General features: G+C 65.7%; 20 protein-coding genes. 15 read left to right on the top strand and 5 right to left on the bottom strand.

Features of this window, described 5'->3' with window-relative positions; genetic code table 11:
* Positions 1 to 100: 100 nt before the first annotated feature.
* The 6 genes from HAP40_RS31450 to uxuA all read left to right on the top strand — a co-directional run bounded on the left by HAP40_RS31450 (position 101) and on the right by uxuA (position 6,314).
* Positions 101 to 913, top strand: coding sequence for a FadR/GntR family transcriptional regulator (locus HAP40_RS31450; RefSeq protein ID WP_166813944.1), 813 nt, complete (start codon positions 101 to 103; stop codon positions 911 to 913).
* An 81-nt stretch (positions 914 to 994) separates the two neighbouring features.
* Positions 995 to 1,960: a sialic acid TRAP transporter substrate-binding protein SiaP gene (locus tag HAP40_RS31445; RefSeq protein WP_414645414.1), complete on the top strand. Its 966-nt coding sequence runs from the start codon at positions 995 to 997 to the stop codon at positions 1,958 to 1,960.
* 112 nt (positions 1,961 to 2,072) lie between these two features.
* Positions 2,073 to 2,651 (top strand): TRAP transporter small permease, encoded by a 579-nt coding sequence (locus tag HAP40_RS31440; protein ID WP_166813948.1) that lies wholly within the window; start codon positions 2,073 to 2,075, stop codon positions 2,649 to 2,651.
* 4 nt (positions 2,652 to 2,655) lie between these two features.
* Positions 2,656 to 4,062, top strand: a complete 1,407-nt coding sequence (locus HAP40_RS31435) for a TRAP transporter large permease (protein ID WP_166813950.1) — start codon at positions 2,656 to 2,658, stop codon at positions 4,060 to 4,062.
* Positions 4,059 to 5,108, top strand: coding sequence for an L-idonate 5-dehydrogenase (locus HAP40_RS31430; protein ID WP_166813952.1), 1,050 nt, complete (start codon positions 4,059 to 4,061; stop codon positions 5,106 to 5,108). The genes HAP40_RS31435 and HAP40_RS31430 overlap by 4 nt, the downstream gene beginning before the upstream one ends.
* A gap of 15 nt (positions 5,109 to 5,123) precedes the next feature.
* Entirely contained in the window at positions 5,124 to 6,314 is a 1,191-nt protein-coding gene (gene uxuA / locus HAP40_RS31425) for a mannonate dehydratase (RefSeq protein WP_166813954.1), read from the top strand.
* Positions 6,315 to 6,363: 49 nt separating this feature from the next.
* Here uxuA and HAP40_RS31420 read toward each other — a convergent pair whose 3' ends face one another.
* A complete protein-coding gene (locus HAP40_RS31420; RefSeq protein ID WP_166813956.1) occupies positions 6,364 to 7,302 on the bottom strand; it encodes a LysR family transcriptional regulator in 939 nt (312 codons plus the stop codon).
* A gap of 211 nt (positions 7,303 to 7,513) precedes the next feature.
* On the opposite strand from HAP40_RS31420, the gene HAP40_RS31415 reads away from it, so the two are divergent.
* The 6 genes from HAP40_RS31415 to HAP40_RS31390 all read left to right on the top strand — a co-directional run bounded on the left by HAP40_RS31415 (position 7,514) and on the right by HAP40_RS31390 (position 13,401).
* On the top strand, positions 7,514 to 8,593 hold the full coding sequence (locus HAP40_RS31415) for an ABC transporter ATP-binding protein (protein ID WP_166813958.1): 1,080 nt from the start codon (positions 7,514 to 7,516) through the stop codon (positions 8,591 to 8,593).
* Positions 8,594 to 8,628: 35 nt separating this feature from the next.
* Positions 8,629 to 9,345, top strand: coding sequence for an HAD family hydrolase (locus tag HAP40_RS31410; RefSeq protein ID WP_166813960.1), 717 nt, complete (start codon positions 8,629 to 8,631; stop codon positions 9,343 to 9,345).
* A gap of 16 nt (positions 9,346 to 9,361) precedes the next feature.
* Positions 9,362 to 10,669, top strand: coding sequence for an NAD(P)/FAD-dependent oxidoreductase (locus tag HAP40_RS31405; protein ID WP_166813962.1), 1,308 nt, complete (start codon positions 9,362 to 9,364; stop codon positions 10,667 to 10,669).
* Positions 10,670 to 10,691: 22 nt separating this feature from the next.
* Complete coding sequence (locus HAP40_RS31400) at positions 10,692 to 11,738, top strand: ABC transporter substrate-binding protein (RefSeq protein WP_166813964.1); 1,047 nt, start codon at positions 10,692 to 10,694, stop codon at positions 11,736 to 11,738.
* A 68-nt stretch (positions 11,739 to 11,806) separates the two neighbouring features.
* A complete protein-coding gene (locus HAP40_RS31395; RefSeq protein WP_166819268.1) occupies positions 11,807 to 12,619 on the top strand; it encodes an ABC transporter permease in 813 nt (270 codons plus the stop codon).
* Positions 12,616 to 13,401 carry an ABC transporter permease gene (locus HAP40_RS31390; protein ID WP_166813966.1) on the top strand — a complete coding sequence of 262 codons (786 nt, stop codon included), beginning with the start codon at positions 12,616 to 12,618 and terminating at the stop codon, positions 13,399 to 13,401. Before HAP40_RS31395 ends, HAP40_RS31390 begins: the two co-directional genes overlap by 4 nt.
* A gap of 107 nt (positions 13,402 to 13,508) precedes the next feature.
* Here the strand turns inward: HAP40_RS31390 and HAP40_RS31385 are convergent, their stop codons facing one another.
* Positions 13,509 to 14,144, bottom strand: coding sequence for a TetR/AcrR family transcriptional regulator (locus HAP40_RS31385; protein ID WP_246741237.1), 636 nt, complete (start codon positions 14,142 to 14,144; stop codon positions 13,509 to 13,511).
* A gap of 11 nt (positions 14,145 to 14,155) precedes the next feature.
* Positions 14,156 to 14,845, bottom strand: coding sequence for an aspartate/glutamate racemase family protein (locus tag HAP40_RS31380; RefSeq protein ID WP_166819269.1), 690 nt, complete (start codon positions 14,843 to 14,845; stop codon positions 14,156 to 14,158).
* Between the two features lie 226 nt (positions 14,846 to 15,071).
* Here HAP40_RS31380 and HAP40_RS31375 point away from each other — a divergent pair, with 226 nt between their 5' ends.
* The 3 genes from HAP40_RS31375 (at position 15,072) to HAP40_RS31365 (ending at position 18,948) form a co-directional block, all read left to right on the top strand.
* Positions 15,072 to 16,733, top strand: coding sequence for a thiamine pyrophosphate-binding protein (locus HAP40_RS31375; protein WP_166813970.1), 1,662 nt, complete (start codon positions 15,072 to 15,074; stop codon positions 16,731 to 16,733).
* Between the two features lie 3 nt (positions 16,734 to 16,736).
* Complete coding sequence (locus tag HAP40_RS31370; RefSeq protein ID WP_166813972.1) at positions 16,737 to 18,002, top strand: NAD(P)/FAD-dependent oxidoreductase; 1,266 nt, start codon at positions 16,737 to 16,739, stop codon at positions 18,000 to 18,002.
* A 163-nt stretch (positions 18,003 to 18,165) separates the two neighbouring features.
* Entirely contained in the window at positions 18,166 to 18,948 is a 783-nt protein-coding gene (locus HAP40_RS31365) for an SDR family NAD(P)-dependent oxidoreductase (RefSeq protein WP_166813975.1), read from the top strand.
* Between the two features lie 181 nt (positions 18,949 to 19,129).
* Here HAP40_RS31365 and HAP40_RS31360 read toward each other — a convergent pair whose 3' ends face one another.
* On the bottom strand, positions 19,130 to 19,924 hold the full coding sequence (locus tag HAP40_RS31360; protein WP_166813977.1) for an IclR family transcriptional regulator: 795 nt from the start codon (positions 19,922 to 19,924) through the stop codon (positions 19,130 to 19,132).
* 19 nt (positions 19,925 to 19,943) lie between these two features.
* Complete coding sequence (locus tag HAP40_RS31355; RefSeq protein ID WP_166813979.1) at positions 19,944 to 21,677, bottom strand: FAD-dependent oxidoreductase; 1,734 nt, start codon at positions 21,675 to 21,677, stop codon at positions 19,944 to 19,946.
* Between the last annotated feature and the right edge of the window lie 4 nt (positions 21,678 to 21,681).

The following is a 21,681-nucleotide window of genomic DNA, read 5'->3' as shown; positions in this document are numbered from 1 at the left end:
TCGGTCAATGCTTTGGTCAATTGGTAAGACCAATTTTCCAAAATTGGCAGGGCGCGGGCACCCGGGAGGTGTTCCGCGCGACCCTTTCGGGAGGACCAGCGTGCCGCTGGAAGCTGTGGAGGCGAGACGGCTCTATCGCCAGGTCGCCGATCAATTGCGAAGCCTGATCGACAGCGGCGAGTACGCGGTCGGCAGCCGCTTGCCGACCGAGCGCGAGCTCGCCGAGCAGCTCAAGGTGTCGCGGCCGACCGTGCGCGAAGCCCTGATCGCGCTCGAGGTCGAAGGCCGCCTCCGCATCCGTGTCGGCTCCGGCATCTACGTGATCGAGCCCGCTGCCGTTGCTACGCCCGCGCCAGCTTCCGTCATCGAGGGCCCGTTCGAGCTGCTGCGCGCCCGCGAATTTCTGGAAAGCGCCATCGCCGAAGAGGCCGCGCGCGTGGCGACGAAGAACGACATCGCCCGCATCGATGCATCCCTGGTCGCGATGGAGACTGTCGAGCATCCCGGCGATGCCTCGATGGTCCACGATCGCGCGTTCCACGTCGCGATCGCCGGAAGCCTCGGCAATGCCGTTCTGGTGCGCGTGGTCGGCGAGCTGTTCGACCAGCGTCTCAATCCCTATTTCGCGCAGCTGGCGCACTATTTCGAGAGCCCGGGCACCTGGCGCACGGCGCTCGACGAGCATCGCGCGGTGCGCGGTGCGATCGCGGCGCATGATCCGGACGCCGCGCGCGAGGCGATGCGCGAGCACCTGGCGCGCTCCCAGGAGCGTTTTGCGCAGAATTTCGGCGCCGAGAACGCGGCGGGATCGTCGTCAGGACCCAGTCGCACGGCGCGAGCTGCGGCAAAGCCGTCAAGATCGAAACACGCGCCGAAGAAGCCGGCTGCGAGCAGCGAGACGCGGCGGCGGTGAGATTGGGCGGCCCGCATCCTGTCGGGGCGGGCGAACAAGAAGCAGACTTGAACGATGGAGGAAAAGTCGATGTTGAAGAAAATGACGATTGCCGCGGCGATCTCCGCCGCCACGCTGCTGGCTGCGACCAGCGCAGGCATGGCGCAGACCAAGCTCAAATGGGCCCATGTCTACGAGACCTCGGAGCCGTTCCACACCGCCTCGGTCTGGGCCGCGCAGGAGATCGGCAAGCGCACCAACGGGCGCTACCAGATCGAGGTCTATCCGGCCTCTCAGCTCGGCAAGGAAGCCGACATCAACCAGGGCCTCTCGCTCGGTTCGGTCGACATCATCATCTCCGGATCGAGCTTCGCCGCCAAGAGCTTCCCGCCGATCGGCGTGACCTATTATCCCTACACATTCCGCGACGCCGATCATCTGCTCGCCTACACCAAGAGCGACATCTTCAAGGAGCTCGCCAAGGGCTATGAGGACAAGAGCGGCCACCACATCGTCGCGGTGACCTATTACGGCGTGCGCCAGACCTCGTCGAACAAGCCGATCAAGACCTGCGCCGACATGAAGGGCCTGAAAATGCGCGTGCCCGACGTGCCGGCCTACCTCGCGATGCCGCGCGCCTGCGGCGCCAACACCGCGCCGATCGCCTTCGCCGAAGTCTATCTCGCGCTCCAGAACGGCACCGTCGAGGCCCAGGAGAATCCGCTGACCACGATCGAGGCCAAGAAGTTCTACGAGGTGCAGAAGCACATCGTGCTGACCGGCCATATCGTCGATCACCTCAACACCGTGATCGCCGGTGCGCTGTGGAAGAAGCTCAGCGACGAGGACAAGAAGATCTTCACCGACGTCGCACAGGAAGCCGCCGCCAAGGCCACCGGCGAGATCAAGCAGAACGAAGCCAAGCTGGTCGCCTTCTTCAAGGAGAAGGGCCTGTCGGTGACCGAGGTCGACAAGAACGAGTTCCGCGACACCGTGCTGAAGAACGTCGCGTTCGAGACGTTCGGTTACCGCAAGGCTGACTGGGAGCGGATCCAGGCGGTGAAATGACGACGTAGTCGTCATCCCGGGGCGGTCCGCAGGACCGAACCCGGGATCTCGAGGTTCCGGGTTCTCGCTTTGCGAGCCCCGGAACGACGGTCAGGTTCCCAGGAGCAACCCCATGTCGACCGCCGAAATCCACCGGCAGATCACCGCGGACGAGATCGCCCATACGTTCGAGGAAGAGGCGACGCCGAAGGTCGATCTCGGCGTCTACGCTTTCGAGGACTGGCTGGCGCTCGCGATCTTCTGGGTGATGGCGCTCGCCGTCTTCCTCCAGTTCTTTACCCGCTACGTGCTCAACGACAGCTACGCCTGGACCGAGGAGATCGCGACCTATTGCCTGATCGGCGTGGTCTTCATCGGCTCCTCGATGTGCGTGCGGCTGTCGCGTCACATCCAGGTCGACCTGGTCTATCGCTATCTGCCCCATTTCGTGGCGCGCGCGCTGGCGACGGTGATCGACCTGATCCGGATCGCCTTCTTCGGCTACGCCATCAAGCTGGTCTGGGTCTACATCCAGATCATCGGCGACGAATCCATGACCACAATCAATCTTCCCAAGGACTACGTCTATTACGCCGTGCTGCTCGGCTTCGTGCTGATGTTCGCACGCTCCGTGCAGGTGGCGATACAGAACTGGCGGCAGGGCTACTCGGTCCTCGAACGTCCCGGTGCCTACGACGGATCGGAAGGATAAGACCATGCTGCTGCTCCTCGGAGGCTTTCTCGTCCTGATGCTGCTCGGCGTTCCCGTGGCGATCGCCATGGCCGTGTCGTCGTTGCTCTACATCCTGGTCAGCGGCGTGACGCCCGACGTCACGCTGGCGCAGCGCATGATCGCCGGCGTCGAGAGCTTTCCGCTGCTCGCCGTGCCGTTCTTCATCCTGGCCGGCAATCTCATGAACATTGCCGGCGTCACCGGCCGCATCTACAAATTCGCCGTCGCGCTGGTCGGCTGGATGCGTGGCGGCCTCGGCCACGTCAACATCATCGGCTCGGTGATCTTCTCCGGCATGTCCGGCACCGCGATCGCAGATGCCGCCGGCCTCGGCACCATCGAGATCAAGGCGATGAAGGACCACGGCTACTCCACCGAGTTCTCGGTCGGCGTCACCGCGGCTTCGGCGACGCTCGGGCCCATCATCCCGCCGTCGCTGCCCTTCGTGATCTACGGCATGATGGCGAACGTCTCGATCGGCGCGCTGTTCCTGGGCGGCGTCATTCCGGGCGTCGTCCTGACCCTGTTCATGATGGCGACGGTCACCTACTTCGCGCACAAGAACAAATGGGGCAGCGATACGCCGTTCTCCTGGCCGCAGCTCGGCTCGGCGGGCCTCGAGATTGTCATCGTGCTGTCTTTCCCGATGGCGATCTGGCTGATGACGCTCGCCGGCCTCTCGGTCAACGTGGCGGTCGTGATCGGCCTCGGCACGCTGCTCGTGATCGACTGGTACTTCGATTTCTCCGCGGTCATGGCGCTGATGGCGCCGGTGATCCTGATCGGCGGCATGACGCTCGGCTGGTTCACGCCGACGGAGGCCGCCGTCGCCGCAGTGATCTGGTCGCTGTTCCTCGGCCTCGTGCGCTACCGCACCATGACGTTCCGGACCGTCGCCAAGGCGACGTTCGACACCATCGAGACCACGGCCTCGGTGCTGTTCATCGTTACCGCCGCCTCGATCTTCGCCTGGCTGCTGACGGTGTCGCAGGCCGCCCAGATGCTGTCGGATTGGATGCTGAGCATCACCCAGAACAAATGGGTGTTTCTGGCGCTCGCCAACATCCTGATCCTGTTCGTCGGCTGCTTCATCGATACCACGGCGGCGATCACCATCCTGGTGCCGATCCTGCTGCCGATCGTGCTCAAGCTCGGCATCGATCCGATTCATTTCGGCCTGATCATGACGCTGAACCTGATGATCGGCCTCTTGCATCCGCCGCTCGGTATGGTGCTGTTCGTGCTTGCCCGCGTGGCAAAGCTCTCGGTCGAGCGCACGACGGTGGCGATCCTGCCCTGGCTGGTGCCGCTGATGCTCGCGCTGATCGCGATCACCTACATTCCCGACCTGACCCTCTGGCTGCCGAAATACATGGGACTCTCCAAATGACCTCTACTGCTCTCGCCGCAACCCTGTTTGGTCCCGAAGATTTGCGCATGGTCGAGCATCCGCTCGGCAAGCTCGCAGACGGCATGGTGCGCGTCCGCTTCGGCGCGGGCGGGATCTGCGGCTCGGACATGCACTATTTCCGCCATGCGCGCACCGGCGATTTCGTGGTGAAGTCGCCGCTGGTGCTTGGCCATGAGATTTCCGGCGAGGTCGTGGAGATCGGAGGGGCTGCTGCGAACCTGAAGGTCGGCGACCGCGTCGCGGTCAACCCGTCGCGCTGGTGCGGCCATTGCGTCGCATGCCGCGAAGGCCGGCCGAACCTCTGCGAGAACATCTATTTCATGGGCTCGGCTTCGAAGACACCGCACATGCAGGGCGGCTTCGCCAACTACTTCGACGCGATCCCTGCGCAATGCGTGAAGATTCCCGATCACGTCTCCTATCAGGCCGCAGCGCTGGCCGAGCCGCTCGCAGTCTGCCTGCACGCGGTTGCGCGCGCGGGCAACATCGAGGGCAAGCGCGGCATCATCTTCGGCGCCGGCCCGATCGGGCTTTTGACTATGCTCGCCGCGCACCGTGCCGGCATGGCCGACGTCACGGTGGCCGACATCGCGCCGGCGCCTCTGGCCTTCGCAACCCGGCTCGGCGCCTCTCACGTCGAGAACGTCGCGGGCGGGGAGGAGGGCCTGAAGGCGCAGGCCGCTTCGCGCCCCTACGACGTCGCGTTCGAGGTCTCCGGGACGGCCGCGGGCCTTGCCAGCGCCATCGGCATCGTCAGGCGCGGCGGCGTCGTGGTGCAGATCGGCAATCTGCCGGGTGGGCAGATCCCGACGCCGTCGAACGCGGTGATGGCCAAGGAGATCGACCTGCGCGGCTCGTTCCGGTTCGGGTTCGAGTTCATGAATGCGGTGGAACTGATCGCCGACGGCAGCGTCGACGTGCTGTCGCTGGTGACCGCCGAGCGGCCGCTGTCGGCCGCGCCCGATGCGCTGCGGCTGGCGCTCGACCGCTCGCAGAGCGTCAAGGTCGTGCTGACCGCGAACTGACCCGGGAGATTTTCGATGATGCTCGAGGGATGGCGCTGGTACGGACCGGATGATCCGGTCTCGCTCGACGATGTCAGGCAGGCCGGGGCGACGGACATCGTCTCGGCGCTGCATCAGGTGCCGATCGGAGAAGCCTGGACGCGCAAGGCGGTCGAGGAACGCAAGAACTTCATCGAGAACGGCCAGCCCGGCCGCTCGAAGCTGACCTGGTCGGTGGTGGAATCGATTCCGATCCCCGACGACGTCAAGCGTCTGGGGGCCAAGGCGACGAAGTCGATCGAGGCGTGGATCGCGAGCCTGGAAGCGGTCGCCGCGTCCGGCATCAGGATCATCTGCTACAATTTCATGCCTGTCGTCGACTGGTGCCGCACCGACCTCGAATGGGAGCTGCCGAACGGCGCCCGCGCCATGCGCTTCGACCAGGACCGCTTCGCCGCGTTCGAACTGCATATCCTGAAGCGCCTCGCTGCGCTTCAGGAGTATTCGCCGGAAGCGCAGGCGCGCGCGAAAGCGCTGTTCGAGAAGATGAGCCAGGCCGACATCGATTACCTCATCATGGTGATCGCCAGCGCGCTCCCGGGCTCGACCACCGAGCCGATGACGATCCCGCAATTCCGCGACCGGCTGGAGACCTATCGCGACATCACGCCAAAAATCCTGCGGCAGCATCTCGCCGAGTTTTTGGGCCGTGTCGCGCCTGTGGCCGAGCAGCTCGGTGTCTCACTGACGCTGCATCCGGACGATCCGCCGCGGCCGCTGTTCGGCCTGCCGCGGATTGCCTCCAGCGCGGACGATTATCAGGCGCTGTTCGACGCCGTGCCGTCGAAGGCGAACGGCATCTGCCTGTGCACGGGCTCGCTCGGCGTGCGCGCGGAGAATGATCTTCCTGACATGGCCGAGCGCTTCGGCCCGCGTATCGCCTTTGCCCATCTGCGCGCCACCAAGCGCGAGGCCGATGGCCTGTCGTTCTACGAATCCGATCATCTCGACGGCGATGTCGACATGGTCGCGGTGCTCAAGGCGCTCTTGAAGGAGAACGCCAGGCGTTCGCCGGACAGGAGGATCGTGTTCCGCCCCGATCACGGCCACCGCATGCTCGACGATCTCGCCGCGACCAAGCGCACCAATCCCGGCTATACCGCGATCGGCCGCCTGCGCGGCCTTGCCGAACTGCGCGGCGCGATCCGCGCGATCGGGCATCGATAGATGCGGGACAAGTCGAGCATGACGACTTCTCGTGAAGTTTGCTCCGTGCTCAATAGCACGCCGCCATCGCGCCGAGCTTCGGGTAGAGCCGGTCGATCGCGCCGATCTCGCTCCGCATCTGCGCGATGATCCAGTCGCGGATCTCGGCCGCGATGGGGCGCATCGGGCGGTTGCGCGGCGGCAGGAATTCACAGAGGCGCCGTGTGGTGGTGAGCCTGTCGGAGGCCGGCACCAGTGCGCCGGTGAGGAGCCAGTGCGAGGCAACGGTCAGCCAGCCGAGGGCGATGCCCTGGCCGAGCAGCGCGGCCTGCACTACGACGGCGTAGTCGGTGAAGCTCAAGCCCTTGGCGGCGCCGCGGCGTCCGGTGAGGAGCGATGCGTAATCGGCGGCCCAGTCGCCCGGCGTCTCGGCGAGGCGGATGATGGTGTTGCCTTCGGTAGGATCGGTCTCGCCGAGATAGCCGGGGCTGCACATCGGCAGCATGACTTCCTTCATGATCAGCGTGCCGCCGGACGACGGCTCGTCGCGGTCGCGGAAGCGCATGCCGAGATCGACATTCTCCACCGGCCCGCGCAGGGCGCCGGAGATGAGCTGGAAGCGCAGATCGATTTGCGGAAATTGCTTCTGGAGCTTGTCGATGCGTGGCATCAGCCAATGCGTCGTGAAGGCGGAGGAGACCGACAGCGTCACCGTCTCGGTGCCCTTGCGGCGCCGCTCGATCTCGATGAGGCCATTCTCGATGCTGCGAAAGCCCTCGAGCACGCGGCGATAGAGCAACTCGCCATCCTCGGTGAGCACCGCGCGGCCGGCCTTGCGGTCGAACAGGCGGACGCCGAGATGCTCCTCGAACTGGCCGAGCATGCGGCTCACCGCCGGCTGGGTGACGTTCAGTTCGGCGGCGGCCGCCGTGAAGCTGCCATTGCGCGCCGCCGCGTCGAAGACGAAGAGGGCGTTGCTGGACGGCAGCATGCGGCGCAGCTCGGGCATAACGTCATGTTATGAGGCCGGTGAGAATTTGGCAATTGCCGGGTTTTGCCAAGTCTGTTGTCATTGGCATGACAGCCTAAAGACAGGGCTTGCGAGAGAAGAGATGGTGCGATGCACGCTTCGACCGTAAGTGCGTCAGTTTCCCTGTCTATAAAGCAGGCTTATGGCGCGCAGTGAGGCACGCCATTCCAGGGAGAGGCGAGGTCGATCGTTGGACAAACGAGCGGAAAGCGTCGAGATCAGGTCCGCGAGCAAGGCGTATGGCGCCGTTCGCGCTCTCGACGACGTCTCCCTCAATGTCGGCGCCGGCGAGTTCGTTTCGCTGCTCGGCCCGTCAGGCTCCGGCAAGACCACACTGCTCGGCATTCTCGGCGGCTTTATTCTGCCGACGACAGGGACAATTCTCTTCGGCGGCCGCGACGTTACCTACATGCCGCCGCACAAGCGCGACATCGGCGTCGTCTTCCAGAACTATGCGCTGTTCCCGCATATGAGCGTCGGCGAGAACGTCGCCTTCCCGTTGCGTGCCCGCCGCCTGCCAAAGGCGGGCTGGCCTGACAAGGTACGCGCGTCGCTCTCGATGGTCGGCCTTGGCGGCTATGAGGAGCGCGGCATTGCCCAGCTCTCGGGCGGCCAGCGCCAGCGCGTGGCGCTGGCGCGGGCCATGATCTTCGAGCCGCGCCTGATCCTCATGGACGAGCCGCTCTCCGCGCTCGACAAGCAGCTGCGCGAATCCATGCAGATCGAGCTCCGCGCGCTGCACCGGCGCATCGGCGCCACCATCATCTACGTCACCCATGACCAGCGCGAGGCGCTGACCATGAGCGATCGCGTCGCGGTGATGAAGGACGGCCGGCTGATCCAGATCGACGCGCCCGAGCGGCTGCACGATCATCCCGCGGATTCCTTCGTGGCGAGCTTCATCGGCGAGGCGACGATGCTGCCCGTTCGCCGCGTCGATGCCTCCAGCGTCTCGCTCGGCAATGCGCTGCTGCGCAGTGCCCGCGCCATTCCCGACGGCGACGCCCTCATGCTCGCCGTGCACAGCGAGAAGGTTCTGATCGACGATGGCGCGCAGGATGCCGCCTGCAACCGGCTGACCGGGACGGTCACCGACATCGTCTATCAGGGCGAGAGCCTGCGCATCTTCCTGGCGCTGTCCGACGGCATCGCGCTCAGCCTGCGCCAGCCGAGCTACCACCAGGCCTATGGCCGCATCCCGCCGCTCGGCGGCAGCCTCACCGTCACCCTTCACCCCGAGGACACCATCGTCGTGCCCAGGGTGGACTGAACTCAAGCCTTGTCCAACCGAGAGAAGAAACTGACATGTCGACCCAAGCCGCGTACAGCAACTTCAAGGTTCTCACCTTCGACGTCGTCGGCACCTTGATCGATTTCGAGACCGGCGTGATCTCCGCGGTGCGCAAGATCTCGGGCAAGACGCCAGCCGAGCTCAGCGACGACCAGATCTTCGAGCCCTACAAGCGCGGCCGCGACAAGCACTATGAGCGCTCCAGCGAGGCGATGTTCCACGTCTATCGCCATCTCGCCAACGAGCTCGGGCTGCCCGCCGACGATGCGGCCTGCGAGATGTTCCAGCTCTCGGTGCTGCGCTGGGGGCCGTTCGCGGATTCGGTCGAAGCGCTCAAGCGCCTGCGCACGAGATTCCGGCTGGTGGCGATGACCAATGCCGATCGCGTCGCGCTGTCCTGCTACGCGCATGCGCTCGGCAATCCCTTCGACGACACGGTCTGCGCCGACGACACCGGCGTGGCCAAGCCCAATCCGGAATTCTTCGCCTATAACAAGGGCCGTCAGTCCGCTTTCGGCTACAAGCAGTCCGACATCCTGCACGTCGCGCAGAGCCAGTATCACGACATCGGGATCGCGCGGAAGCTCGGCTACAAGGTGTGCTGGATCGAGCGCCGCCAGGGCATCGCCGGTTTCGGCGGCACGCCGGCCGTGGAGACGCTGACCAAGCCGGACTTCCATTTCCCGACGCTGAAGGCGCTTGCCGACGCGGCGATCGGGCCGGCGGCGTAAATTCGTGAGCGCGGGCATGACACGGGACTGGAGCGCGCTGCCATCGGCCAACTCGCTGTGGGCTGCCACGGCGGAGCCGGCGCGCGATTGTCCCGTGCTGTCGGGCGAGCATCAGGCGGATGTGGTGATCATAGGTGCGGGCTACACCGGGCTCTCGGCCGCGCATCACATCGCCAAGGACGGCCTGTCGCCGGTCGTGCTCGAGGCCAACCGCCCCGGCTGGGGCGCGAGCGGCCGCAATGGCGGCGTGATCACCGCAAAGTTCCGCCTTTCGTTCCGCGAGATCGATGCCGCGCACGGCCGCGCCATGGCCCGGCGCATGTACGAGATCGCACATGAATCGACCGACATGGTTGAGGAGCTCGTCTCCGAATTCGGCATCACCAGCGCGAACCTCACGCGCACCGGCCAGGTCAAGGCCGCGCACAATGAGACGACGCTGAAGGCGGCGATTGACGAAGCCAACTGGATGACGCGCGAGATGGGCTCCGCAGAAGTCCGCATTCTCGACAAGAACGGCGTGCGCGACGAGACCGGTTCCGACATCTTCGTCGGCGGTGTGCTCAATCCGGGTTCGGGTGGCATCCATCCGTTGAACTATCTGCGCGGCCTGGCCAATGGCGTGGCGGGCCGCGGCGTTCCGATCTTTCAGGAGTCGCCGGTTGTCAAGCTCAGGCGCGAGACCGGCGGCATCATCGCCGAGACGCCGCGGGGCGCGGTGCGGGCCAAGCAGGCGATCATCGCCACCAACAGCTATTCGGATCTCACCGGCGCGACCGCGCAGATGCAGCGCACGTTGATCCCGTTCCGCAGCGCCATCGTCGCGACGGAAAAACTGCCGCGCAATCTCGCCGGAAAGTTGATGCCGACCGGGCGCACCTATACCGAGACCAAGCGCATGATGCGCTGGTTCCGCATGGTCGACAACCGCGTGATTTTTGGCGGCCGCGGCGCTTTCGGCAAGCAGGACTCGGAAGCCGCCTTCGACGCCTTGCGCAAGGCGATGGTCGGCATCTTCCCCGATCTCGCTGAAATCCCGCTCGAATACAAATGGTCGGGCCTCGTCGCGATGACGATGGACTCGGTGCCGCATATCGGCCGGCTCGACGACCGCACGCTGGTCTCGCTCGGCTACAACGGCGCCGGCGTTGCAATGTCGAGCCTGATGGGCCGCTATCTCGCCGCCTTCGTGCGCGGCGAGACGCCTGAGGTCGGCCTGCTCGATGTCAGGCGCATGAAGACGATTCCGTTCTATCCGCTGCGCGAGCCCGCGGTGCGCATGGTCGCCGGCTGGTACCAGTTTCTCGATGCGATCGGTCAGTGAGATCTATTTGGAGGAGGTGAGGATGACGATGAAGCAGAATTTTGGATTGGGCTGCGCGCTGCTGGGCGCAATCGGATTGAGCACCGCGGCGAACGCCGCCGAGCAGATCACCTTCGTCTCGCAAGGCGGCGCCTATCAGCAGGCGCAGACGGTCGCGATCCTCGATCCCTCCGCCAAGAAGCTCGGCATCACCATCAATCAGGATTCCATCCCTGATGCCTGGCCCGCGATCAAGACGCAGGTCGGCAGCGGCAAGCCGATCTGGGACGTCGTGGACACCCCGACCGGCTATTGTCTGCGCGGTGGCGAGCAGGGGCTGATCGAGAAGCTCGACTTCTCGAAAATCCCGAACGCCGCGGCGATGCCCGAGGCTTATCGCAGCCCCTATTCGGTGTCCTACGAGTTCTATTCCAGCGTGCTCGCCTACAGCCAGAAGACGTTCCCGAAGGACGCGCCGAACAGCTGGGCCGATTTCTGGGACGTCAAGAAATTCCCCGGGCGTCGCGCGCTGCGCAACCACCCGATCGCAACGCTCGAGGCCGCGCTGATGGCCGACGGTGTTGCGCATGACAAGCTCTATCCGCTCGACGTCGACCGTGCCTTCAAGAAGCTGGAAGAGATCAAGCCGCACATCACGGTGTGGTGGACCTCGGGCGCGCAGTCGGCACAACTGCTCAATGACGGCGAGGTCGACATGGAGATGGCCTGGAACGGCCGCGTCAGCGCCGTGGCCAAGGAAGGCGCCAAGGTGGCCTTCACCTACAATCAGGGCATCCTGCAAAGCACCTCGCTTTGCATCCTCAAGGGCGCGCCGAATCTCGCGACCGCGATTAAATTCGTCAACGAGGCCGTCGATCCCGTCCACCAGGCCAATCTGCCGCTCCACATCGACTACGGCCCCGGCAACCCTAAGGCGTTCGAGACCAGCGTGATCAAGCCCGAGCGCGCGGCGCAGTTGCCGAGCGAGCCGTCCAATGCGGCCAAGCAAGCGCTGATGTCCTATGCCTGGTGGTCCTCGCCGGCCGGCGAGGCCGCCGAGAAGCGCTGGGCGTCCTTCATGCAGAAGTGAGCGAGGCGGCGTTGACGACATCCGTGTCCGATCCATCGCAAAGGCATCAGCGCCGCGAGCACGGCCTGATGCTGGCGCTGGTGTCGCCGGCGCTGCTCGTCATTCTGCTGCTGATCGTGCTGCCGGTCGGTTGGCTGGCCTGGCAATCGGTCTATCATGACGGCTTCACGCTGGAAAATTATCGCCGCGTCTTCACCGAAGACGTCTATTGGCGCAGCTTCGCGCTGACCTTCGAGATCAGCCTCGCGGTCACATTGATCGCGCTGCTGCTCGGCTATCCCGTGGCCTATCTCGCCAACTCGGTGCCGAAGGGATGGAGCATCCTCATCCTGTCGCTGGTGGTGCTGCCGTTCTGGACCAGCGTGCTGGTGCGGGCCTATGCCTGGCTGGCGCTGCTGCAGCGCAGCGGCGTGATCAACCAGTTCCTGCGCTATCTCGACCTGATCTCGGAACCGCTCGCGCTGGTCCACAACACGTTCGGCACGGTGGTCGCGACCGTGCACATCCTGCTGCCGTTCATGGTGCTGCCGCTCTATGCGACCATGCAGAAGATCCCGGCCGACCTGATGCAGGCCGGCGCCAGCCTCGGTGCGAGCCCGTCGCTCACATTCTTCCGCGTGTTCCTGCCGCTGTCGCTGCCGGGCGTGCTCGCGGGCTGCACCATGGTGTTCGTGCTCTGCCTCGGCTTCTACATCACGCCGGAACTGCTCGGCGGCGGCCGCACGGTGATGGTGTCGATGCTGGTGAGCCGCAATGTCGAGCTCTACAACCAGTTCGGTGCGGCCAGCGCGGTCGCGGTCGTGCTGCTCGTCAGCGTGCTCGCGATCTTCTTCGTCGTCAGCCGCTTCATCTCGCTCGATCGCGTGTTGGGGCAGAAATGATGCGTGCCTCGCCTGCACGAATTGCCCTCTACGTGATCAGCGCGCTGGTGCTGGTCTATCTGATCCTGCCCGTGTTGATCATCGCTCCGATCTCGTTCTCCAGCGCGCGTTTTTTGACCTTCCCGCCGCCGTCCTTCTCGCTGCGCTGGTACCAGCAGTACTTCGGCAATCCGGCCTGGATGCAGGCGACGCGCGTGACACTTGCGGTGGCGCTCCTCACCGTCGTGATCGCAACGCCCTGTGGCGTTGCCGCCGCCTATGCCATCAGCCAGTCGAAGTTGCGCATCATGCGCGTCATCCACATGACACTGCTGTTGCCGCTGGTGGTGCCGATCATCATCACCGCGGTCGGTATCTTCTTCGTCTACGCCAAGGTCGGTCTGGTCGCGACCATGCCCGGTCTCGTGCTGGCGAACGTGATGCTGGGCCTGCCTTATGTCGTCATCTCGGTCCTGGCGGGCCTGCAGAGCTTCGATCCGGCGCAGGAGATGGTGGCGCGCAGCCTCGGCATGAACCGCCTGCGCAGCTTCTTTGCCGTGACCTTGCCGCAGATCAAGTCGAGCGTGGTCGCCGGCGGCATCTTTGCCTTCATCTCGGCGATGGACGAGACCATCGTCGCGCTGTTCATTTCCGGCGGGCAGTATCAGCCGCTGACCAAGCGCATGTTCACCGCGCTGCGCGACGAGATCGATCCAACCATCGCCGCGATCTCGACGCTGATGACGGCGGCCTCCTTCATGCTGGTGCTGCTGGCGAGCACGCGGCAGAAGAAGGGCGGGTGAGGGGGCCGTAGCCCGGATGAGCGAAGCGATATCCGGGACGGCTGATCCCGCATGTCGCTTCGCTCATGCGGGCTACAGGTCGTCGTCCCGGGCTGCGTCGTTGGTTATCACCCCTTCGCCAGCCACGCCAAGATCATCTCCACGATCTGCGCGCGGCTCTTCGCCAGCACCGTGGGCTCGCTGAGATCGCGGTCGAACAGGGTTCCGAACGTGTAGCGGTTGGCGACGCGGAAGAAGCAGTAGGAGCTGATGGCGAGGTGCAGGTCGATGGCGTCGACGTCGTCGCGGAAGACGCCCTCGCTGCGGCCGCGCTTGAGGATGCCGTCGAGGGTCGCGATCACGCTGGCGTTGAGCTGGCGCAGTTGCAGGTTCTGCTTCAGATGCTTGCCGTGGTGGATGTTCTCGATGCTGACGAGGCGGATGAAGTTCGGGTTGCGCTCGTCATGGTCGAAGGTAGCCTGGATCAGCCGGCGCAGTCCCTCGCGGGCGTCGCAGCTTTCGATGTCGAGCTGGTCCTCCAGCGCGCGGATGCTGCGATAGGCCTCCTCCAGCACCGCCAAGTACAGCTGTTCCTTGCCGCCGAAATAGTAATAGATCATCCGTTTCGACGTGCGGGTCCGGGCGGCGATCGCATCGACGCGTGCGCCGGAGTAGCCCTCCGAGGCGAATTCGGCCATCGCCACTTCGAGGATGTCGCGCTTGGTGCGCTCGGGATCGTTGGTGCGCTTCGATGGCAGCGGCATGCGTTCGCGCGTCATCCGATGGCGAAATCGGCCGCCGTCTCGGCGTGAATCGCGGTGGTGTCGAAGGTCTCGACGGAGGTGTCGTCCGGGCCGACCAGCATCGTGATCTCGGTGCAGCCGAGGATGATGCACTCCGCACCCGCGGCGACGAGCGCTGCCATCACCTCCCGATAGCGACGGCGCGAGTCGGCGGCGACGTTTCCAAGGCACAGCTCATCGTAGATGATGCGGTTCACGTCGGCGCGCGCGTCGGCGGGAGGGACCAGGACGTCGAGATCATGCGCGCGCAGCCGATCGACGTAGAAATGTTCCTCCATGGTGAATTTGGTGCCGAGCAGCCCGACCCGCCGATGCCCCTTCGACCGAATCCGCTGCGCCGTTGCATCCCCGATGTGGATGAACGGAACGGTCACGCCGGAGACGATCTCGGGAGCCAGCTTGTGCATCGTGTTGGTGCACAGCACGATCGCACGCGCGCCGGCGCTTTCGAGGCGCCGTGCCACCTCCGCGAGGCTGGCCGCCGCCTCGCTCCAGCGGCCGGCATATTGCATCTCCTTGATCCCCTGAACATCGTAGGAGTACATCAACAGTGGAGCCGAATGCAGCTTGCCTATGCGGTCGCGGACGCGCTCATTGATGAGCTTGTAATAGAGTGCGGTGCTCTCCCAGCTCATGCCTCCGATCAGGCCGATGGTTTGCATTCCGGTGCTCCAGACGAGTGGTTCGGCCGGATCGTAGACGAAGACGTCGAAGCTCGCCATCTCCAGTCCAGGGAGCGGCCGCTGCACGGGCTGTAGTGCAAACGGCAGGGACGGGCATGAGCCCTGCGCAGGCTGCGAGAAGCCTTTCGATCTTGCGTGCTCTCTCGGCCTGTCCTACGCCAGTTCCCGAATAAGAGTGCATCGCCAGAGCCTTGAGGGAGCCGTCATGACCATTCGCAACACCCGCACCGGGGGCCAGATCCTGATCGACCAGCTGGTCGCGCAAGGGGTCGAGCGCGTCACCTGCGTGCCGGGCGAGAGCTATCTGGCCGCCCTCGACGCGCTGCATGACAGCCCGATCGACGTCGTGATCTGCCGCGCCGAAGGTGGCGCTGCGATGATGGCCGAAGCCTATGGCAAGCTCACGGGCCGGCCGGGCGTCTGCTTCGTCACCCGCGGCCCGGGTGCGACCAATGCCAGCCACGGCGTCCACATCGCGATGCAGGATTCGACGCCGATGATCCTGTTCGTCGGCCAGGTCGACACCGGCATGCGCGAGCGCGAGGCCTTCCAGGAGCTCGACTACAAGGCGGTGTTCGGCCCCATGGCGAAATGGGCGGTTGAGATCGATCGCCCCGACCGCATTCCGGAGCTGGTCGCGCGCGCCTTTCGTGTCGCCATGCAGGGCCGCCCCGGTCCCGTGGTGATCGCGCTGCCGGAGAACATGCTGACCGAGACCGCCGCCGTTGCCGATGCCATGCGCATCGAGCCCGCCGTGAGCTGGCCCGCGCCGGCCGACATCGAGAAGCTCGGCGCCATGCTCGCCACCGCCAAGGCGCCGCTCGTCATTCTCGGCGGCTCGCGCTGGACCGATGAGGCGACCAAGAGCATCGCGCGCTTTGCCGAGCGGTTCGACCTGCCGGTCGCAACCTCGTTCCGCCGGGCCTCGCTGATCGACGCCGATCATTCGCATTATGCCGGCGATCTCGGCATCGGGCCGAGCCCGGGCCTGAAGGCGCGGATCGAGGGCGCCGATGTCATCCTGCTCATCGGCGGCCGCATGTCGGAGATGCCGTCCTCGTCCTACACGCTGCTGGATATTCCGACGCCGCAGCAGAAGCTGATCCACGTTCATCCGGGTTCCGAAGAGCTCGGTCGCGTCTATCAGCCGGCCCTCGCGATCCAGGCGACGCCGGCCGCCTTCGCCGCCGCCGTCGAGACGCTGAAGCCGGCCGGCGCGGTTGCATGGAAGGGCGAGGCGGCGAAGGCGCATGCCGATTACATCGCCTGGACCGACAAGGCGCGCGAGCTGCCGGGCACGTTCCAGTACGGCCAGGTCATGACCTGGCTGCGCGACCGCCTGCCGAAGGACGCCATCGTCTGCAACGGCGCCGGCAATTACGCCGGCTGGATCCATCGCCACCACCGCTTCCACAGCTTCGCCGCGCAGCTCGCGCCGACCTCGGGCTCGATGGGCTATGGGGTGCCGGCAGGCGTGCTGGCGAAACGGCAATATCCGGATCGAACCGTCGTCGCGTTCGCAGGGGACGGCTGCTTCCTGATGAACGGCCAGGAATTCGCGACCGCCGTGCAGTATGATGCACCCCTGGTCGTCATCGTCATCGACAATTCGCAATACGGCACCATCCGCATGCACCAGGAGCGCGACTATCCCGGGCGCGTCGTCGGCACCCAGCTCAAGAACCCCGACTTTGCGATGTACGCGAAGGCGTTCGGCGGCCATGGCGAGCGCGTCGAGCGCACCGAAGAATTCGCGCCGGCGTTCGAGCGTGCGGTCGCCTCGGGCAAGCCGTCGATCCTCCACTGCATCATCGATCCGCGCGCGATCTCGGTCGGCAAGGACTTTGCGCCCGCGGTGAAGGCCTAGGCGATGCCGGCCGGCCGCCACGTCGCGATCATCGGCGCCGGCGCGGTCGGCGTGATCAGCGCCATCGAGGCGCTGCGCGAGGGCCATCGCGTCACGCTGATCGATCCGGGCGATCCTGGCGGCGAGCAGGCGGCGAGCTATGGCAATGCCGGCTGGCTGTCGTCCCATTCGGTGATTCCGCCGGCCGAGCCCGGCGTCTGGAAGAAGGTGCCGGGCTATTTGATGGATCCGCTCGGCCCGCTCGCGATCCGCTGGTCGTACCTGCCGAAAGCGCTGCCCTGGCTGATCAAGTATCTGCTCTCGGGCTGGACCGAGGCGCGCGTCGAGACGACGGCGTTCGCGCTGCGTGATCTGCTGAAGGATGCGCCGTTGCTGCATCGGAAGCTCGCCGAAGAGGCGGGCGTGCCCGAACTGATCGAGCGCAACGGCGTGATGCATGTCTTCCCCTCGCGCGGCAATTTCGACAACGATCTCGGCTGGCGGCTGCGCAAGAAGGTCGGCGTCGAATGGCTGGAGCTCAACGCCGATGAGATGCGTCAGCGCGAGCCGGACCTGCATCCGCGCTACACCTTTGGCGTGGTGGTGGAGGAGGCCGGTCGCTGTCGCAATCCCGGGGCCTATGTCGCGGCGCTCGCCAATCACGCGCTCGCCAGCGGTGTGAAGCACGTGCGGGCCAAGGCAACCGGCCTCAAGCTCGACGGCGGCAAGCTCGTCGCCGTCCTGACCGAGACCGGAGAGATCGCTTGCGATGCCGCGGTGGTCGCGGCAGGCGCGAGGTCGGAGCAGCTCACCGCATCGGTCGGCGACCCGCTTCCGCTCGAGACCGAGCGTGGCTACCATGTGATGATCGAGAATCCGGAATCGGGTCCGCGCAGCTCGATGATGGCGTCGGATGCCAAGATGGTGGTGAACTGGACCGACAGGGGCTTGCGCGCCGCCGGCACGGTCGAGATCGCAGGCCTGGAGGCCGCGCCGAACTGGAAGCGGGCCGAGATTTTGCGCAACCACCTCATCAGCATGTTTCCCAAGCTGCCGAAGGACATCCCGACTTCGCGCATAAAAACCTGGTTCGGTCATCGGCCGAGCATGCCTGACGGACGGCCCTGCATCGGCTATGCGCGGGCCTCGCGCGATATCGTCTATGCCTTCGGCCACGGCCATGTCGGCCTGGTCGGCTCGGCCCGGACCGGCCGTCTCGTCGCCCAGCTGCTGAGCGGCAAGCCGCCGGAGATTCCGCTCGGCCCCTTCGCACCCGATCGTTTCCTCTGAGACCGCAGCGCGACCCGGCCAGGCAATACGGCGTTGATTCCGTGATCGCCGATGCCGCCTTTATCAAGAGCCGGTTCCGTGCTCATCTCGGCGTCGCGGCGGCCCCAGCGCGAATCCTCACCCGGCGCGGGCCTGCTGCGAGCAGCTATTCGGGAGCGAACCCATGAAACTATCCGGCAAGGTCGCCGCCATCACCGGCGCGGCGCGCGGCATCGGCAAGGCCTGCGCGAAGAGATTCCTGGACGACGGCGTCAAGGTCGTGATCTCGGATGTCGATGCGGAGGGCCTGGCGGCGACGGCGGCCGAGCTCGGGCGGCCGGATGCCTTGCGCACCATCACCGGCAATGTCGCCAGGCGCGCCGATGTGGATCAGCTGGTCGCGACCGCCGTGAAGGACTTCGGCCGGCTCGACATCATGGTCAACAATGCCGGCGTCGCCCGCAACAGGGACATCCTCGAGATTTCGGAAGAGGAATTCGACGAAATCATCGGCATCAACCTGAAAGGCGCGTTCTTCGGCGTGCAGGCGGCCGCGAGGCAGATGATCGCGCAAGGTAGCGGCGGCGGGGTCATCATCAACATGTCCTCAGTGAACGCGCTGCTGGCGATCCCGGCGCTTGCGACCTATGCGATGTCGAAGGGCGGCATGAAGCAGCTCACCTCGGTCGCTGCCGTCGCGCTCGCCCCGCACAATATCCGCGTCGTCGCGGTCGGGCCGGGCACGATCCTGACCGACATGGTGGCGTCGTCCATCTACACCTCGGAGGATGCCCGCAAGACCGTGATGTCGCGTACGCCGGCCGGCCGCGGCGGCGAGCCGAGCGAGGTCGCCTCGGTCGTGGCGTTCCTTGCCAGCGACGATGCCTCCTACATCACGGGACAAACGATCTATCCGGACGGCGGCCGGCTGATCCTGAACTACACGGTGCCGGTGAAGGACAAGTAGAGGGGCACGAAAGCGCGGTGGGAACGAGCTGCTGCTACGCCTTCGATGTCGTCCTGGCGAAAGCCAGGACCCATTACCACAAGACGTGGTTTGGCGAAGACTCGTGGTTACCAGCTCGGGCGACGACTGCTCCCTGGGGTAATGGGTCCTGGCTTTCGCCAGGACGACGCAAAACTACCCCTCACTCCGCCGCAACCGTCATCCCGTAGCCCAGCCGCTTCGAAATCCCACCCGCGCAATCGCGTAGGGCATGGGCGATCGGGCTGTCCCAGCGCGCGTCGAACGTGCCTTCCGGCCCCATTGCGGTGATGACCAGCGCGACATGGCCGGAATGGTCGAACACGGGCGCGGAGAACGCGTTGACGCCGGGCAGGGGATCGCCGAGCGCGCGGGCGAGGCCGTGCTTGCGCACCTCCGCGAGCATCTCGGCGACCTTTGCACCCTTCACGGCGCGCTTCGGATTGTAGCCGACGCCGTGACGGTCGAGGCCGCTTTCGAGCGCAGCGCTGATCGTCTTCTCCGGCAGGAATGCGGCAAAGGCGCGGCCCGTGGCGGTCTCCAGCAGCGCCATCACCGAGCCGGCGCGCATCACGATGTGGACCGGCTGGGCCGGCTCTTCGAGCTGCACCACGGTCGGACCGTGCGTGCCCCAGACCGCGAGCGAGACGGCGTGGCCGATCTGGCTTGCGAGGGCCGCGATCTTCGGCCGCGCGATACGCACGCCGGAAAGGCGGCGCAGGCTGATCAGGCCGAGCTCGAGCGCCAGCGCGCCGATCTCGTAGCGGCCGGTACTCTCATCCTGCTCGATCAGGCCGATGCGCGAGAAGCTGGCGAGATAAGGATGCGCCTTGGCCGGTGTCATGCCAGCCTCGCGGGCGAGGTCGCGCAGCATCATCGGCTCGCCGCTCCTTGCGAGCGCGCGAAGCAATTCGCCGCCGACCTCGATCGACTGGATGCCGCGGCTTTCCCTCTTCATGCGCCTCCTGGCGTGTGGCCTACGCCGCGTTGCGCTTGGCGGCGCTGTCGGCGAGATGTCTGCCGGCAATGTAGCCGAAGGTCAGCGCCGGCCCAAGCGTGATACCGGCGCCGGGATAGTTGCCGCCCATGATGCTCGCCATGTCGTTGCCGGCAGCATAGAGCCCGGGAATGACCCGGCCTTCGGCATCGAGCGCCCGCGCGTTCTCGTCGGTGACGATGCCGGCATAGGTGCCGAGATCGCCGATCACCATCTTGATCGCGTAGAACGGACCGTTCTCGATCGGTGCGATGCAGGGGTTCGGACCGTGCATCGCGTCGCCCTGATAGCGGTTATAGGCCTTCGAGCCCTTGCCGAAGGCGGCATCGTGTCCCAGTGGCGCGGTCGCATTGAACTGCTTGACCGTCTCGGTGAAGGCCTTCGCATCGATGCCGGCCTTGGCCGCGAGCGCTTCCAGGGTCTCGCCGCGCAGGAGGTATCCGGTATTCAAGTGGTGACCGAGCGGCATCGGGAAGGGCGGCACGCAGCCAAGGCCATATTTGCGCAGCGTCTTGTGATCGCAGACGAGATAGGCGGCGATCTCCTCGCCGGGCTTGGCGGCCTTGATCATGGCCTGGACGAAGTCGTGATAGGAATTGCCCTCATTGGCAAAGCGCCTGCCGTCGCGCATCACCGCGATCACGCCGGGCTTGGCGCGATCGATGAAGTGCGGCATCACGCCCTTGGAGCCGTCCTTGCGCGTGGTCAGCGACACCGGGACCCAGGCTGCCGCGTTGGGCAGGCGGTCCTCGATGCGGCCGCCGGCGCTTTCCGCGAGCCGCAGGCCGTCGCCGGTATTGCCGGTGGGCCCGGGCGAATAGTGCTCGTTGCCGGTCGGCGCGTGCGGGAACATCTTCTTGCGCCGCGCGACGTCATGCGGGAAGCCGCCGCAGGCGAGCACGACGCCCTGGCGTGCGCGGACGCGCACCTCGCGTCCCTCCCGCGCAACGATGGCTCCGGTGACAGTGCCGTTCTCGACCGTCAGCTCGCGCACCGGCGCGGACAGCCACATCGGGATATTCAGATCGAGCGCGGATTTCGCCAGTCGTCCGGCCAGCGCATTGCCGTTGGTCAGCGTCATGCCGCGGCCATAGCTCAGCACGTCCATCAGGTGCCTCGACAGACGCTTGGCGACATAGGCCGCGGAGGCCAGCGACTTCGTCACCCGCATAAAGTGAATGATCTCCTTGCCGCTGCCCAGCATCATGCCGAACACGGTGAGCTCCGGCAGCGGCATGCCCAGCGTCTTGATCCGATCGCCGAGCTCGCGGCCGTCGAACGGCCGCGTCACCATGGAGCGGCCGCCCTGTGCGCCGCCGGGCGCCTCGGCGTGATAGTCGGGAAACACCAGCGGCATGTCGAAGCGCAGCGCGGTCTTGCTGGTGAAGAAATCGACCGCCTCTGGCCCGGCCGAAAGAAATGCATCGACGCGTGCCGCATCAAAATTGTTGCCGGCCTCGTGCCGCAGATAGGTGCGGGCCCGTTCAGGCGTTTCCTCGATGCCGTAGGCCTTTGCCAGCGACGTGCCGGGAATCCACAGCCAGCCGCCGGAGCGGGCGGTGGTGCCGCCGAAGCGCGGCTCCTTCTCCACGATCAGGACGTCGAGGCCGCGATGGCGCGCGGTGATCGCGGCCGACATGCCGGAGCAACCCGATCCGGCCACGAGCACGTCGCACTCGTAAGTCTCAATTGCGCTATGCTCGCTGCCGGTCATCGCT

Source organism: Bradyrhizobium sp. 1(2017) (genome assembly GCF_011602485.2).
Classification (GTDB): Bacteria; Pseudomonadota; Alphaproteobacteria; order Rhizobiales; family Xanthobacteraceae; genus Bradyrhizobium.
Note: the sequence above shows the minus strand (reverse complement) of the source record. Positions and strands in the feature narration are given on the sequence as shown.

Bases quoted from the DNA above. Each gene is read 5' to 3' on its own strand.
- HAP40_RS31445 (WP_414645414.1), top strand. From the start codon at position 995: ATGACGATTGCCGCGGCGATCTCCGCCGCCACGCTGCTGGCTGCGACC.
- HAP40_RS31400 (WP_166813964.1), top strand. From the start codon at position 10,692: ATGACGATGAAGCAGAATTTTGGATTGGGCTGCGCGCTGCTGGGCGCA.
- HAP40_RS31430 (WP_166813952.1), top strand. From the start codon at position 4,059: ATGACCTCTACTGCTCTCGCCGCAACCCTGTTTGGTCCCGAAGATTTG.
- HAP40_RS31410 (WP_166813960.1), top strand. From the start codon at position 8,629: ATGTCGACCCAAGCCGCGTACAGCAACTTCAAGGTTCTCACCTTCGAC.
- HAP40_RS31440 (WP_166813948.1), top strand. From the start codon at position 2,073: ATGTCGACCGCCGAAATCCACCGGCAGATCACCGCGGACGAGATCGCC.
- HAP40_RS31360 (WP_166813977.1), bottom strand. From the start codon at position 19,924: ATGAAGAGGGAAAGCCGCGGCATCCAGTCGATCGAGGTCGGCGGCGAA.
- HAP40_RS31420 (WP_166813956.1), bottom strand. From the start codon at position 7,302: ATGCCCGAGCTGCGCCGCATGCTGCCGTCCAGCAACGCCCTCTTCGTC.
- HAP40_RS31435 (WP_166813950.1), top strand. From the start codon at position 2,656: ATGCTGCTGCTCCTCGGAGGCTTTCTCGTCCTGATGCTGCTCGGCGTT.
- HAP40_RS31370 (WP_166813972.1), top strand. From the start codon at position 16,737: ATGCCGGCCGGCCGCCACGTCGCGATCATCGGCGCCGGCGCGGTCGGC.
- HAP40_RS31395 (WP_166819268.1), top strand. From the start codon at position 11,807: ATGCTGGCGCTGGTGTCGCCGGCGCTGCTCGTCATTCTGCTGCTGATC.
- HAP40_RS31355 (WP_166813979.1), bottom strand. From the start codon at position 21,677: ATGACCGGCAGCGAGCATAGCGCAATTGAGACTTACGAGTGCGACGTG.
- HAP40_RS31405 (WP_166813962.1), top strand. From the start codon at position 9,362: ATGACACGGGACTGGAGCGCGCTGCCATCGGCCAACTCGCTGTGGGCT.
- HAP40_RS31390 (WP_166813966.1), top strand. From the start codon at position 12,616: ATGATGCGTGCCTCGCCTGCACGAATTGCCCTCTACGTGATCAGCGCG.
- HAP40_RS31365 (WP_166813975.1), top strand. From the start codon at position 18,166: ATGAAACTATCCGGCAAGGTCGCCGCCATCACCGGCGCGGCGCGCGGC.
- uxuA (WP_166813954.1), top strand. From the start codon at position 5,124: ATGATGCTCGAGGGATGGCGCTGGTACGGACCGGATGATCCGGTCTCG.
- HAP40_RS31380 (WP_166819269.1), bottom strand. From the start codon at position 14,845: ATGCAAACCATCGGCCTGATCGGAGGCATGAGCTGGGAGAGCACCGCA.
- HAP40_RS31385 (WP_246741237.1), bottom strand. From the start codon at position 14,144: ATGCCGCTGCCATCGAAGCGCACCAACGATCCCGAGCGCACCAAGCGC.
- HAP40_RS31375 (WP_166813970.1), top strand. From the start codon at position 15,072: ATGACCATTCGCAACACCCGCACCGGGGGCCAGATCCTGATCGACCAG.